This window comes from Nonomuraea phyllanthi, assembly GCF_006334985.2.
In the GTDB taxonomy this organism is placed as follows: Bacteria; Actinomycetota; Actinomycetes; order Streptosporangiales; family Streptosporangiaceae; genus Nonomuraea; species Nonomuraea phyllanthi.
This window is the reverse complement of record NZ_VDLX02000015.1, coordinates 105270-117646: the sequence shown is the minus strand read 5'-3', so window position 1 is coordinate 117646 and position 12377 is coordinate 105270. Positions and strand designations below refer to the sequence as shown.

The window sequence follows — 12377 nt, the reverse complement described above, 5'->3', positions numbered from 1 at the left end:
AGGATGGAGTACCGCTCCTCAGCAGCCTTAACGCTCGCTGCCCAAGATCACCGGTAGGGTGCGCCAGAAGCAAAGGAGTCGCTGACGTGTCACCCTCAACCCCGTTAGCCTGGGCGGCGGCCCTCGCCGCCGCGGCCTACCCCACGTGGGACTCCTGGAAGACCTGGTTCGAGTGGTCCTCCCTGTTCGCGGCCGCCGTCACGTCTGAAAAAGAGCACTACGGAGGCACCGTCGAGGGGGTCGTGGGCTGCGTACGCTTGTACGACTCGATCGACCGCTCCCCGTTCCTGCCGCTGCGCGACGACCTCGCCACACTCACCGAACTCACCACAACCTGGGCCGTGCCGGTGCTGATCGTGCTGGTCGCCCTCGCGCGGCGACATTCGGCGACCGCGGGACCACGTGCCGCCTGGGTGCTGGCGCTGATCGCGCTCGTCCGGCCGCTCTCGACCGACTATCAGGGGGACGGCATCTGCGACGGCACGCTCTCCATGTTCACCCCGGACTGGTTCGAGGCTCTCTCCCGCGGCTGGGGGCTCTATGAGCTGTGCCTGCTGGCGGCTGCCCTGCTGGTGCTGCTCGCGTCCGGCTCCCCGGCGCCGCCGATCTCCGGGCGGCGCGCGCTGACAGCGGTCCTGGATGTCCTGGTCGTGTACGGGCTGGTGGCCCTCGCCCCGCTCGTCACCAGGGACGAATCCCTGCGCGTCGGCCTGCTGCACCAGCTCCAGCTCGACGCCATCCGCGACCATCCCGCCCGGCTGCTGGTGCTCGTGCTGCCGACCGGCTACCTCCTGTGGAGGCACGGCCGGCAGAGAAAGGGGTAAGAAGAGGGTTCACTGCCGGACAGGCCGCCTCACCACGGTACGACCATCAATCGCTCTCCTGCGAGTACTTCCGGGCGACGACAGCGTCGAACTCTGCCACCTGGTCAACGCCCGCGTACGCGTCCAGGTCCGCTTGCAGGTCCCTGATGTACCGGAGATAGCGCTCCGACTTGAGCGGCCCGGCGAGGTCGATAGCCTCCAGTGCGATGGTCGCGGCCTGCGACGGTTCGCCCATGTGCACGTAGCTCGCCGCCTGGACCAGCCGGTCGAAGGCCAAGGTCCGTACGTACATCGGGTCGCAGAGCCCCACCGCCTGGCCGACGAACTCCATCGCCTGGGACGGCTTCCGCAGGTCGCGGTAACAATGCGCACCCTCGCTGGCCAGTTCAGCGGCGTCGAAGTACCCGACCCACGAGGGGTCATCGTCCACATTGCGCTTGGCGAACCATTTCTCCGCCTCAAGCAGGGCCCGCACGCATGCCGCCTCGTCGCCGTTCCCGGCGTGCGCGCGGGCCTCCATGGCGAAGAACAGGGCCATGGGCGTGGCAGTTGACGCGTTACGGCAGCCCTCCTGTGCCGCACGCGCAAGTTGAATGGCTTGGTCGTATCGGCCCAGATAATTGGCCTGGTGGCTCATGTCGGCCAGGATCAGGCCGCCCAGCATTCGATCTCCGGACACCTGAGCGAGGCGCAGTCCTTGCAGGAAATAGCGTTGCGCAAGCCCGTACCGGCCGAGGTCGTACGCCGTCCACGCGACCAGTTCTGTGATTTCTGCTGCCGCCGCATACAGCGATCGCCCTACCGACTCCTCGAACTTCCCGTCGAGCATGGGAACGACTTCCCTGTTGTAATACTGGACGAGCGCGGAGCGCGCATGTCCGCCCCCGAACTGAAAACCCATGCTCGCGAATAGCTCGGTGGTGGCGCGAATGGTCTGCACATCCCACGGACCGACAGACGGCCGCGCGTGCTCCCGCACCGGCACCGGCTCCGGCCGCGACAGCAGCCACGCGATAAGGGACTCGTTCCACGCATCAGGAACGACCACCGACTGAATCGCCACCGGATCGTCGGCGAGGTCGCGCCGCGTCAGGCCCAGCAGCCGGTTTCCCACGTCAGAGATGCCTCCGCCGTGGGCCAGCGTGCGTTCCAGCGTCTCCGGAGTCACGACGCTGGCGAACCCGATGTCGTCAAGCGTGAAGGTGACCCCGGCCTTCCTGCTGAGCGCCTCGGCGATGAACCTCGCGGTGGCCGGCCGCGGCCTCACCCCGTCGAGCCAGCGTTTGACGTCCACGTGCGTACAACTCAGCGTTATGCCTTCTTCTTGCGCAATCTGTCGCACTCGTGAAGCAAGTCCCGAATTAGAACAATCTGCACGCCTCATCGCATCAGCGAGTCCCACATTGGGCATTCGAGACATCTTCACCCCCGCACGTGCACGCCTCGACAATCATGACGCGAACACGGCCTCGAACGCCCGCGTTATACCAAGAAAATCGAGCCCGTGTTTCTGCTGGTCAGGGCTCAAATCACCCCTAAAAATCACCCCCTGTGCATTCAGTCCCGATCACGAGCACGGTGTTGCCGCAGGGCTTGACGCGGAAGTCTTGAGTCAGCAAGAGCGGCCGAGCCGAGCACCGCAGGACTCCGACACGATCCGTCCCTAGGACTTGACTCTCCGTCACTGTACATGTTCTATATCTGTTAGTACCTGCTTGCAGGTCAGAACCGAGAGGCTCACCATGCTCGTCCGTCCACGCAAGGTGCTCCCGACCGTCATCACGATCTGCCTCGCCCTCTACGCCCTGAAGGACCCGGAGGGCGCGGCAACCGTCGTCAAGGCGGCGGCGCACCTGGTCATGAGCGCTTCCGAGTCGCTCGCCCGGTTCATCCAGACCGTCAGCAACTGATCACCAGGAAAGAGACCCGACAGTGGCTCACCACCCGAACCGCCCGCTCCACCCAGCGCGCATGTCGCTCGCCGACCTCGAAACCGTCTGGCAGAGCGGCGACGAGACGCCGCTCCCCGAGTGCACCTACGACCCGGAACTGCACACCGGCCCGCGACTCACCATCGAGAGCACCGAGGCGCGCGCCGCCCGCGAGGCCGTGGCGCGCGAGGTCTGCCTCACCTGCCCGGCACTGCCGCTCTGCGAGCTGTACGCGAGGCAGGCCCGCCCGACCTCGGGCATCTGGGCCGGTCGTACGCCCGCCGAGCTGACGACCCACACCACCGCACTGGAAGACATGGAGGTGGCCTGAACATGGCACGCCGCACCCGCACCCGCTTCTGGGACCCGTCCGGCCGCCGATACGGCATCCCCACCTATCCGAGGAAGAAGATCCCAGCGCACCTGCGCACGCTGCGTCAGCTCGCCGCCGAGGGGCTCCGGCCGGGCGACCAGGGACCGCAGGCGCAGGTCCTGTGGTGCTCGCGCGTTCCCGGCCCACCCCGTGTTCGCGCCGCCTACGTGTACGACGTGCGCCTCGCCCTGCCGAAGCGCACCCCTGGCCAGCGCATCCGGGCAACGGCGCCGAAGGGCCGTACGTGCCCTGAGTGCCTGACCGAGGCCATCGACCGCCGCCTGGGCGTGTGCCCGGACTGCGCGGAGGAGGCAGCAGCGTGACCAGCCCCGCCGCTGACCGCGTACCGACGAAGGAAGGACACGCGATGACCACGATCGCCCGGCGCCCGCTGACCGAAGGCGAGCGCGCCGCGATAACCGCCACCGCAGCCGTCACCGGAGCGCTCGGACTGCTGGGGTTCGTCAACAGCTTCGAGCGCGTCGCCACCGCAGCGGAGCCGTCGTTCGGATGGTTCGCATGGACCGTTCCGCTCGGCATCGATCTCGGCATCGCTGTGTTCTCCGCACTGGACATCGTCCTGGCGCGACTCGGCATGCGGCTGAGCTGGCTGCGGTTCATCCCGTGGGCGCTGACCGCCGCGACGGTCTACCTCAACGTGGCCGCCTACCTCAGCGCACCGGGGCAGACTGACTGGTTCGCCGTCGTAGCCCACGCCCTGCTGCCGCTGCTGTGGGTGATCGCCATCGAGGTGGGCGCGCACGTCGTACGCAAGCACGCCGACCTGGCCAGACCGGACCACATGGACGGCATCCGCCGCTCCCGCTGGCTGCTCGCCCCGCTGGCCACGGTCTGCCTGTGGCGCCGGATGGTGCTCTGGGAGATCCGCAGCTATCCCGAGGCGCTCGGGCAGGAACGCGAACGCATCCTGGCCAAGACGGAGCTGCAGGACCGGTACGGCCGGCTGTGGCGCTGGAAGGCCACCAGGCGGGAGCGGGCCCTGTACCGCCTCGGCGAACTCTCGCCCAAGCACCTGGAGATGCCGCCGGCCGAACCGGTGCGGGCCGCTCTACCGCCCGCACTGCCAAAGCGCCGTACGCGCAAGCAGCAGCCTCGATCGACACCGACGCCGAACGTGGGAGACCTCATGCCCCTGGGACGGCACATCGCCGCCAACCTGACCGCGCAGGGCGAGCCCCTGACCCGTGATCGCCTCCGCGACGCCATCCGCAACACAGGCCGGAGCATCTCGACCGACCGCGCGGGCGCGCTCCTGGCCCGGCTCAAGGCGGAAGGCCCGGCAGCCGTACCGGAAGGAGAAGCCGCCTGATGGGCCTCACCATCACCGACACGCACATGACCTCGGACGGCTGCCCGAACGTGGCCGAACTCCGCGCCGGTGGATGGACGGTCACCGGCTATCCCGGACGGCTGTTCGACCGCAACCAAGCCATCACGGCCATGCTGCTCGCCGAGTTGCTGGCCCTGACCCTGCCCGCCCAGGGAGACGACGAGCTCCTCGCCACCTGCTGGCGAACCGAACTCGACATCACAGAAGCGGACGGACCGCACGCGCCGACCGCTGACGACCGACCGGACGAGACGCGGTCCGACCGCACCTCGCCCCTGACCACCGACTGGGACGCGGCCTCATCCGCCAAGACAACGACCGCGCCCCAGAACTCCACCGCCCACCAGGCAGCAGAGGTTCCTTCATCATGACTCAGCCACCGGACAACCCCAACCACGACCCGAAGGACGAAGACCTACCCGACCGGCCCGGCCACCAGGACGGCAAGGGCGCGGACATCGTCGACCTCAACGCCGCGCGGTCCGGCCGCAACGCCGACCGGTCCCGCACCGAGCCAGAGCCGCCCATCCTTGAGGGCGAGGTGCTCAGGGTGGACCAGCCTGGCACGGCCCGTACGGACTGGCGGGCCAGCCTGGAGCGCAAGGCGACCACCCGGCAGCCGATCATCCCGCTGTGGCTGCGCTCCCGCGCCGAGGCCATCGAGACCCTGAGGTGGGCGGGCCTCCACTACGCGCACGTGGCCGGCTACCAGCTCCTCCGCACGCCGCTCTACGCCGGACGGCTCACCGCCCGCGCTCCGCGCGGGCTGGTCCGCTTGGTGAGCGGCCTCGTGCGGTGGACGTTCGACCTGGAGGGCGAGCCCGCACGCATGGCCGCCGTCCGCAAATCCGACTACGAGGGGTACCTGAAGCTGAGCAGGCAACGAGACGTTCGTGTCCGACTGCGTGTCTGGATCACAGGCACGATCCTGGTAACGCTGCTGATCCTGGCCATCATCACGGTCAACCAGCCCACGGCTGCGCAGTGGGGGCTGCTCGCCGTGGCCATGGCGGTGCTGGGCATCCTCGGCAAGCCCTCGGACCGGCCGCTGATCAACCGGGCGGTGATGGCGTCCGAGGTGGAGAAGCTCACCAGCGACATCGTGGTCCGCGCGTTGAGCGTCCTCGGCATTGCCGGCATCACGCAGGCTCTGTCGAAGAACCCGAAGGACGCCATCCGCTTCGTCGCCCCGATCACCCGCGACGGCCCCGGCTGGCGCGCCGACATCGACCTGCCGTACGGCGTCACCGTCGCCGACGTGCTGGACAGGCGAAAGCAACTGTCCGGCGCGCTTCGCCGCCCGCTCGGCTGCATCTGGCCCGAGGGCGACCCCTCCGTCCACGAGGGACGGCTGATCCTGTGGGTCGGTGACAAGGACCTGTCCAAGACCATCGTGCGGTCTCCGCTCAAGCGGGCCAGCTCGCACGACGTGTTCAAGGGCGTCCCGTTCGGCAACGACCCGCGCGGACGCCTGGTCACGGTGCCGCTGATCCAGCACAACGTGCTGATCGGCTCCCAGCCAGGCCAGGGCAAGACCTCGTCCATCCGCGAGCTGGCCGCCGGCGTCGTGCTCGATCCCACGGTGGAGGCGTGGTTTCACGAGCTGAAGGGCACCGGCGACCTGGACCCATACGACAAGGTGTGCCACCGCTACGTCTCCGGCATCGAGGACGAGGCCATCGCCTACGCCGCCGACTCGCTCACCCTGCTGCGCAAGGAGGTCATGCGCCGCTCGGCCGCGCTCAAGGCCCTGCCCGCGGACCTGTGCCCGGACAAGCGCGTCACCCGTGCCATCGCCGACAAACGCTCGCTGGGCCTGCATCCGCTGATCTGCATCATCGACGAGTGCCAGAACCTGTTCGCCCACGCCGAGTACGGCGACAAGGCAGGCGATGACGCCGAGTTCATCATCAAGCTCGGCCGCGCCCTGGGCGTCGTCCTGATCCTGGCCACCCAGCGCCCGGACCGTGACAGCCTGCCCACCGGCATCTCCGCGAACGTCTCCATCCGGTTCTGCCTGCGGGTGGCCGGCCAGCTCGAAAACGACATGATCCTCGGCACCTCGGCGTACAAGAACGGCATACGCGCCACCGTCTTCGTCCCGGAGAAGGACGCCGGAACCGGCTACCTGGTCGGTGCGACGCCGATGCCCAAGGTGGTCAAGGCCGCCTACCTCAACACCCCGGAGACCCAGCTCATCGCCGACCGTGCGTACGCGCTGCGCAAGGCGCGCGGAACGCTCACCGGGTACGCCCTCGGCGAGACGCCCGAGCAGGCCGCGCCGAGCTTCGACCTGCTGGCCGACATCCTCGCCGTGGTCCTGCCGTCCGAGGCGAAGGTCTGGAACGAGACCGTCGTGGATCGCCTGGCCGAGCTGCGGCCGGACGCCTACGGCGCGTGGGCGGCCCTGGAGGGCGGCGCGAAGACGGCCCAGCTCACCACCGCGCTCAAGCCGTACGGCGTGCGCACGATACAGGTCTGGGGCACGCCGGCGAGCGGCGGCAAGGGAGCCAACCGCATCGGCATCGCCCGCGACGACATCGCCACCGCCATCACTCAGCGCGACAAGGGCAAGGCGTCGTAGCCCTCGCCGATCGCCTCTAGACCTAGAGGCGCACCCCTCTAGGTCTAGAGGCTCCCCTAGAGCCCGAAACCCTGTTCTACCTGGGCTCTAGCGTCTAGAGAACGACCTGCGCAAACCCTGGAAACGGCCCTGGAGGCCCTCATGGCCCACCTCATCGCCCTTCTAGCCACCTGCCTACCATTCGTCACTCTCAGTTACATCATCGTGTGCCTCGCGTCGCCCTGGGGCCGCTGCACCCGATGCCGCGAGGGCCGTAAGAGCCGCACCTGCCGCGCCTGCAACGGCACCGGCAAGCGGCCCCGCCTCGGCTGGCAGCTCTACGTCTACGTCCGCCGCCTGTACCGCGACGGCAACCACTGATGCCCGCTCAGGAGACCCGCATGCGCGACCTCACCCGCTACGCCCTGGCCGCCGCCGCTCGCGGCTGGCACGTCTTCCCGCTTGCCCCGTACGACAAGCGCCCGCTGCCCGGCTTCACCGCCTGGGAGGCCCACGCCACCACCGACACCGCACTCATCCGCCACATGTGGGTGCGCGGCCCGTTCAACATCGGCATCGCCTGCGGCCCGTCCAACCTGGTCGTCCTCGACCTGGACGTGCCCAAGCCCGGTGAGCACCCGCCCGCCGCCTGGGCCCGGCCCGGCATCAACGACGGCTCCGACGTCCTGGCCTCACTCTGCGAGGAGGCCAGCCAGCCACTGCCGCTGGAGACGTTCATGGTGCGCACCCGGCTCGGCGGCACCCACCTGTACTTCACCGCACCCGCCAGCCTCGACCTGCGCAACACCGCAGGCAAGCTCGGCTGGAAGATCGACACCCGAGCCCGCGGCGGCTACGTCGTCGCCCCCGGCAGCACCGTCACCCTGCCGGACGGCACCGGCTCCTACGACGTCCTGCACGACCCGCCACCGGCCCCGCTCCCGTCCTGGCTGGCCGCCCACCTCACCGCTCCACCACCGGCATCCACCACCTCGGCTGCAGCAGTACTGATCGTCTGCGGCGGAGACCGGGCAGCCGGTTACGCCTTGGCCGCGCTACGCGGCGAGATCCAACGCGTCCTGGACGCCGTCCCCGGCACCCGCAACACCACGCTCAACCTGGCCGCCTTCGCCCTCGGCCAGCTCATCGCGGCCGGCCTGCTCCCGCGTGCCCTCGCCGAAGCGTGCCTACTGAACGCCGCCGAGGCCACCGGCCTCGACTTCCGCGAAGCGTTCACCACCATCCGCTCCGGACTCGACAGCGGACTACGCCGACCCCGGAGGACAGCCGCTTGACCACCGCCACTACCGCTGAGGCCATCCTGAACACCTGCAACGCCACCCAACAGCTCACCGACCTGCACCACATATCCGCACCGTGGGAGACACCGGCCCCGCTCGGCCAGCGCGGCGAACTCCCACCCTTCCCGGTCCACGCCCTCCCGGCCTGGGTCGCCGACCACGTCAGCGCCGTCGCCGAGGAAACCCAGACCCCGACCGACCTGGCCGGCTGCGTCGCCCTGGCCGCCCTGTCCACGGCCGCCGGCGGACGCGCCGTCGTCAACGTCCGCGGCTCCTGGATCGAACCGGTCAACCTGTTCGTCCTGGTCGCCATGCCACCCGGCTCCCGCAAGTCCGCCGTCTTCCGCGCCATGACCGCACCACTCCTGCACGCCGAAAGCGTCCTGCTCAACCGGATCGGCCCGCAGATCACCGAAGCCGAGGTAGCCCGCCGCCTGGCCGAGGACCTCGCCGAGAAAGCCGCCCGAGCCGCCAGCTCGGCACACGGCGAAGCCGCCGCCGAAGCGATCGCCGAGGCCCAGAGCGCGGCCTTGGCCGTCGAAGACATCAAGGTCCCGGTCAAGCCCCGGCTCCTGGCCGACGACGTCACGCCCGAGACCGCCTCAACCATCCTCGTGGAACAGGGCGGACGCCTCGCCGTCCTGTCGGCCGAGGGTGGCATCTTCGCCACCCTCGCCGGCCGCTACTCCGGCACACCAAACCTGGACCTGTTCCTCAAAGGCCACGCCGGAGACCCGCTCATCATCGACCGCCGAGGCCGCAGCGAACGCGTCGACCAAGCCGTCCTCACCATGGGCCTGGCCGTCCAGCCCGAGATCGTCTCCGACATCGCCACCATGCCCGGCTTCCGCGGCAAGGGCCTGCTCGGCCGCATCCTCTACAGCCTCCCGAAATCCAACGTCGGCTACCGCAACGTGGATGCGCCCACCGTCCCTGACCACATCGCCGCCCGCTACGACGCCAACCTGCAACGCCTCACCATCGACATGCACGACTGGCACGACCCCGCCCGCCTCGTCCTCGCGCCCGACGCCGCCGACATCTTCACCGAACACCGCCGCACCACCGAACGCCGTCTGCGCCCGGACTCTGGCGACCTCGGCCACATCACCGACTGGGCCGGCAAGTTCGACGGCGCCGTCATGCGCATCGCCGGCCTCATTCACCTAGCCGGCCGCGTCGAAGACGGCTGGCGCCACCCGATCAGCGCCGACACCGTCAACGCCGCCATCGCCATCGGCCAGTACTTCATCGCCCATGCCCTGGCCACCTTCGACGCCATGGGCGCCGACCCCGACCTCGAAGCCGCCCGCGTCGTGCACGCCTGGCTCCACCGCACCGCCACGCAGCGCTTCACCGTCCGCGAAGCATTTACCGCCCTACCCCGCAACCGCTTCCGCAAGGTCACCGAGCTGGAACCCGCCCTCGACCTGCTGGAGCAACTCGGCTGGATCCGCCGCGAACCCGAACCACCCCGCACCGGCCCCGGCCGCCGCCCCTCACCCGCCTACGCCGTCCACCCGACCCTTCACCAGCAGACCGCCTGACAAGGAACCGCCCTTGAAGACAAACACCCGCACCGACGAAAAGCTCACCGTCACCGAAGTCTGCGCCGAACTCAAAATCGCCCGCTCCACCTTCTACGACTGGCGCGCCAAGAAACAGGGCCCGCGCTGCATCACCCTCGCCAACCGCGAACTCCGCATCCGCCGCTCCGAACTCGACCGCTGGCTCATCGAGCGAGAGGACGCCGCCTGATGCAGGACAACTGCTACGACGTACGTATTCACAGCATCGAGAAGCGCAAGAACGCCGACGGCGTGGTCACCTCATACCGCGTCTCGTGGAAGGTCAGCGGCAAGTCCTGGAAGGAACGCTTCTCGACCGCTGCCCAGGCCGACGCCTTCCGTTCAGAACTCATGACAGCCGCCCGGCGCGGTGAGCCCTTCTCACGCCGAACGGGCCAGCCGGTTGCCTGGAAACGGGAGCTACCGGTGATGTCCTGGTACGCCTTCACCCTGGCGTACGTGGATGCCAAGTGGCCTTACGCAGCTCGCAACCACCGGCGCGGAATTGCTGAGGCACTCACCGACGCGACCGAAGCACTACTGACCAACGACGAACATCCGCGAGAGAGCCTGCGCGCTGCCCTGCGCTGGTCCTACAGCGGCAGGATTCGAGACGCTGAGCAGCCTCCTCCAGGCTTGGCGGATACCGTCCGCTGGCTGCATACGCACACCACGCCAATTTCCGCCCTCACCGAGCCAGGCTCTGGGGCCGTGCTCACACGGGCGATCCTGGCCCGCGTCAGCCAGACCAAGGACGGCAACGCAGCCGCCGCCAACACCTCGAACCGGAAGCGCATGGTCCTCAACAACGCCATGGAGTACGCCGTCGAGATCGGAGCCCTTCCCGCCAATCCGCTTAAGGCTGTGAAATGGTCCAAGCCCCGAACCCTAACCACCGTCGACCCGCGTGTGGTCATCAACATCCACCAGGCACGCCGCTTCCTCAACGCCGTCGAAAAGCACAGCGAACGAGGCAGACGGATGAAGGCTTTCTTCGGCTGCATGTACTTCGCCGCCCTGCGCCCAGAAGAAGTAGTGGACCTACGCAAGGAACACCTGGTCAGCCTCCCCGAAAGCGATTGGGGAGAGATGCGGCTCACCAACGCCGAACCGCGCGCCGGCAGTCGCTGGACCAACAGCGGCAAGGTCCGTGAGCGTCGCGAACTCAAGCACCGGGCCAAAGGCGAAACCCGGTCGGTTCCCATCCACCCAGAACTTTGTGCAATGCTCCGCGAACACGTTCAACAGTTCGGCACCGGCCCCGATGGACGCATCTTCATCGGCCCACGCGGCGGTCAGATGACCGACCGCGCCTACCTCAAGATCTTTCACGAAGCAAGAACGCAGGCTTTCACCTCAGTGGAGGCGAAGTCCCCACTCATGGACGTCCCCTACTCCCTCCGACACGCATGCGTATCCACATGGCTAAACGCCGGAGTGCCTGCACCCCAGGTCGCCGAGTGGGCAGGACACAGCGTTGACGTCCTCTTGCGGGTCTACGCCAAGTGCATCTACGGTCAGCAGCGGGACGCCATGCGCCGAATCTGGGAAGCAACTCAATGATGCAACCACCTCTCCTTCGGCCCTCGTCTAATCAACGACAAACTCCGACATCCACATTTGCGCAGGTCACCGATATTTGCCCAGTTCAGCAAGTCTCCTCCCCACGCCCGTGGGGGTGATCCGACGGCGATGTCGCCGACCTCGATGCCCGCCGTCTCCTCCCCACGCCCGTGGGGGTGATCCGGTGCCGCCGGTGCCGTAGTGGCACTCCCACCTCTCCTCCCCACGCCCGTGGGGGTGATCCGTTCTCCAGATAGGGCCGCATCTCGGGGTCGTCCTCCTCCCCACGCCCGTGGGGGTGATCCGATCAGCTCCGTGCCGCTGGTGCCCGCGCTGCCCTCCTCCCCACGCCCGTGGGGGTGATCCGTCGCCGCCGGGCTTCATCTCGCCTTCCTCGATCTCCTCCCCACGCCCGTGGGGGTGATCCGGACGCACTGGACAGCCAGGCTGAAACCATCAGCTCCTCCCCACGCCCGTGGGGGTGATCCGTCGTTCCGTTTCGTTCACCGGCGCCCCGTCTCCTCCTCCCCACGCCCGTGGGGGTGATCCGGACGCACTGGACAGCCAGGCTGAAACCATCAGCTCCTCCCCACGCCCGTGGGGGTGATCCGTTCAACGAGGAGCTGGTCGAGGGCATGGGCGTCTCCTCCCCACGCCCGTGGGGGTGATCCGGAGATGCGCGGCTTCCGGGAGTGGGCGCGCACCTCCTCCCCACGCCCGTGGGGGTGATCCGTTCAAGGACGACGTCGAGAAGGGGTTCTCTGGGCTCCTCCCCACGCCCGTGGGGGTGATCCGCCGAACGCCGGATGCGCGCCATCTTGGCGTACCTCCTCCCCACGCCCGTGGGGGTGATCCGCCCGCGATCACATTGGCGGCCCTGACCCTGCGCTCCTCCCCACGCCC

13 protein-coding genes and 1 CRISPR repeat array (1 of these 14 only partly in view) are annotated in these 12377 nt (G+C 68.5%); of the genes, 12 read left to right on the top strand and 1 reads right to left on the bottom strand.

Going from position 1 to position 12377, the window contains the following annotated elements; all coding sequences use genetic code 11:
- Positions 1–86 precede the first annotated feature (86 nt).
- Entirely contained in the window at positions 87–824 is a 738-nt protein-coding gene (locus FH608_RS34305) for a hypothetical protein (RefSeq protein ID WP_139634528.1), read from the top strand.
- 46 nt (positions 825–870) lie between these two features.
- On the opposite strand, the gene FH608_RS34300 is transcribed toward FH608_RS34305, so the two are convergent.
- The gene (locus FH608_RS34300) at positions 871–2118 is read right to left on the bottom strand and encodes a sporulation protein (RefSeq protein WP_139634527.1); all 1248 of its coding nucleotides are present in this window, start codon (positions 2116–2118) and stop codon (positions 871–873) included.
- A gap of 448 nt (positions 2119–2566) precedes the next feature.
- Between FH608_RS34300 and FH608_RS51805 the strand changes: the two genes are divergently transcribed.
- The 11 genes from FH608_RS51805 (at position 2567) to FH608_RS34250 (ending at position 11474) form a co-directional block, all read left to right on the top strand.
- Positions 2567–2734, top strand: a complete 168-nt coding sequence (locus tag FH608_RS51805; protein ID WP_193318786.1) for a hypothetical protein — start codon at positions 2567–2569, stop codon at positions 2732–2734.
- 61 nt (positions 2735–2795) lie between these two features.
- Positions 2796–3086, top strand: coding sequence for a WhiB family transcriptional regulator (locus FH608_RS34295; RefSeq protein ID WP_139634526.1), 291 nt, complete (start codon positions 2796–2798; stop codon positions 3084–3086).
- A gap of 2 nt (positions 3087–3088) precedes the next feature.
- Positions 3089–3451 carry an RRQRL motif-containing zinc-binding protein gene (locus FH608_RS34290; RefSeq protein WP_139634525.1) on the top strand — a complete coding sequence of 121 codons (363 nt, stop codon included), beginning with the start codon at positions 3089–3091 and terminating at the stop codon, positions 3449–3451.
- A 44-nt stretch (positions 3452–3495) separates the two neighbouring features.
- The gene (locus FH608_RS34285) at positions 3496–4458 is read left to right on the top strand and encodes a DUF2637 domain-containing protein (protein WP_139634524.1); all 963 of its coding nucleotides are present in this window, start codon (positions 3496–3498) and stop codon (positions 4456–4458) included.
- Positions 4458–4850 carry a hypothetical protein gene (locus tag FH608_RS34280; protein ID WP_139634523.1) on the top strand — a complete coding sequence of 131 codons (393 nt, stop codon included), beginning with the start codon at positions 4458–4460 and terminating at the stop codon, positions 4848–4850. The genes FH608_RS34285 and FH608_RS34280 overlap by 1 nt, the downstream gene beginning before the upstream one ends.
- Positions 4847–7063: an FtsK/SpoIIIE domain-containing protein gene (locus FH608_RS34275; protein WP_139634522.1), complete on the top strand. Its 2217-nt coding sequence runs from the start codon at positions 4847–4849 to the stop codon at positions 7061–7063. The genes FH608_RS34280 and FH608_RS34275 overlap by 4 nt, the downstream gene beginning before the upstream one ends.
- A 141-nt stretch (positions 7064–7204) precedes the next feature.
- Positions 7205–7423 (top strand): hypothetical protein, encoded by a 219-nt coding sequence (locus FH608_RS34270; protein ID WP_139634521.1) that lies wholly within the window; start codon positions 7205–7207, stop codon positions 7421–7423.
- Positions 7424–7443: 20 nt separating this feature from the next.
- Complete coding sequence (locus tag FH608_RS34265; RefSeq protein WP_139634520.1) at positions 7444–8337, top strand: bifunctional DNA primase/polymerase; 894 nt, start codon at positions 7444–7446, stop codon at positions 8335–8337.
- On the top strand, positions 8334–9890 hold the full coding sequence (locus FH608_RS34260; RefSeq protein ID WP_226900149.1) for a YfjI family protein: 1557 nt from the start codon (positions 8334–8336) through the stop codon (positions 9888–9890). The genes FH608_RS34265 and FH608_RS34260 overlap by 4 nt, the downstream gene beginning before the upstream one ends.
- Positions 9891–9903: 13 nt before the next feature.
- Positions 9904–10101 (top strand): helix-turn-helix transcriptional regulator, encoded by a 198-nt coding sequence (locus FH608_RS34255; RefSeq protein WP_139634519.1) that lies wholly within the window; start codon positions 9904–9906, stop codon positions 10099–10101.
- The gene (locus FH608_RS34250) at positions 10101–11474 is read left to right on the top strand and encodes a tyrosine-type recombinase/integrase (protein WP_139634518.1); all 1374 of its coding nucleotides are present in this window, start codon (positions 10101–10103) and stop codon (positions 11472–11474) included. Before FH608_RS34255 ends, FH608_RS34250 begins: the two co-directional genes overlap by 1 nt.
- 94 nt (positions 11475–11568) lie before the next feature.
- Positions 11569–12377: a CRISPR direct-repeat array (repeat unit 29 nt; unit sequence CTCCTCCCCACGCCCGTGGGGGTGATCCG) (it continues 258 nt past the right edge of the window).

What these genes read in the sequence shown, in the direction of transcription:
- FH608_RS34250 (WP_139634518.1), top strand. Translation starts at nt 10,101, where the DNA reads ATGCAGGACAACTGCTACGACGTACGTATTCACAGCATCGAGAAGCGC.
- FH608_RS34265 (WP_139634520.1), top strand. Translation starts at nt 7,444, where the DNA reads ATGCGCGACCTCACCCGCTACGCCCTGGCCGCCGCCGCTCGCGGCTGG.
- FH608_RS34285 (WP_139634524.1), top strand. Translation starts at nt 3,496, where the DNA reads ATGACCACGATCGCCCGGCGCCCGCTGACCGAAGGCGAGCGCGCCGCG.
- FH608_RS34290 (WP_139634525.1), top strand. Translation starts at nt 3,089, where the DNA reads ATGGCACGCCGCACCCGCACCCGCTTCTGGGACCCGTCCGGCCGCCGA.
- FH608_RS34280 (WP_139634523.1), top strand. Translation starts at nt 4,458, where the DNA reads ATGGGCCTCACCATCACCGACACGCACATGACCTCGGACGGCTGCCCG.
- FH608_RS34275 (WP_139634522.1), top strand. Translation starts at nt 4,847, where the DNA reads ATGACTCAGCCACCGGACAACCCCAACCACGACCCGAAGGACGAAGAC.
- FH608_RS34295 (WP_139634526.1), top strand. Translation starts at nt 2,796, where the DNA reads ATGTCGCTCGCCGACCTCGAAACCGTCTGGCAGAGCGGCGACGAGACG.
- FH608_RS51805 (WP_193318786.1), top strand. Translation starts at nt 2,567, where the DNA reads ATGCTCGTCCGTCCACGCAAGGTGCTCCCGACCGTCATCACGATCTGC.
- FH608_RS34270 (WP_139634521.1), top strand. Translation starts at nt 7,205, where the DNA reads ATGGCCCACCTCATCGCCCTTCTAGCCACCTGCCTACCATTCGTCACT.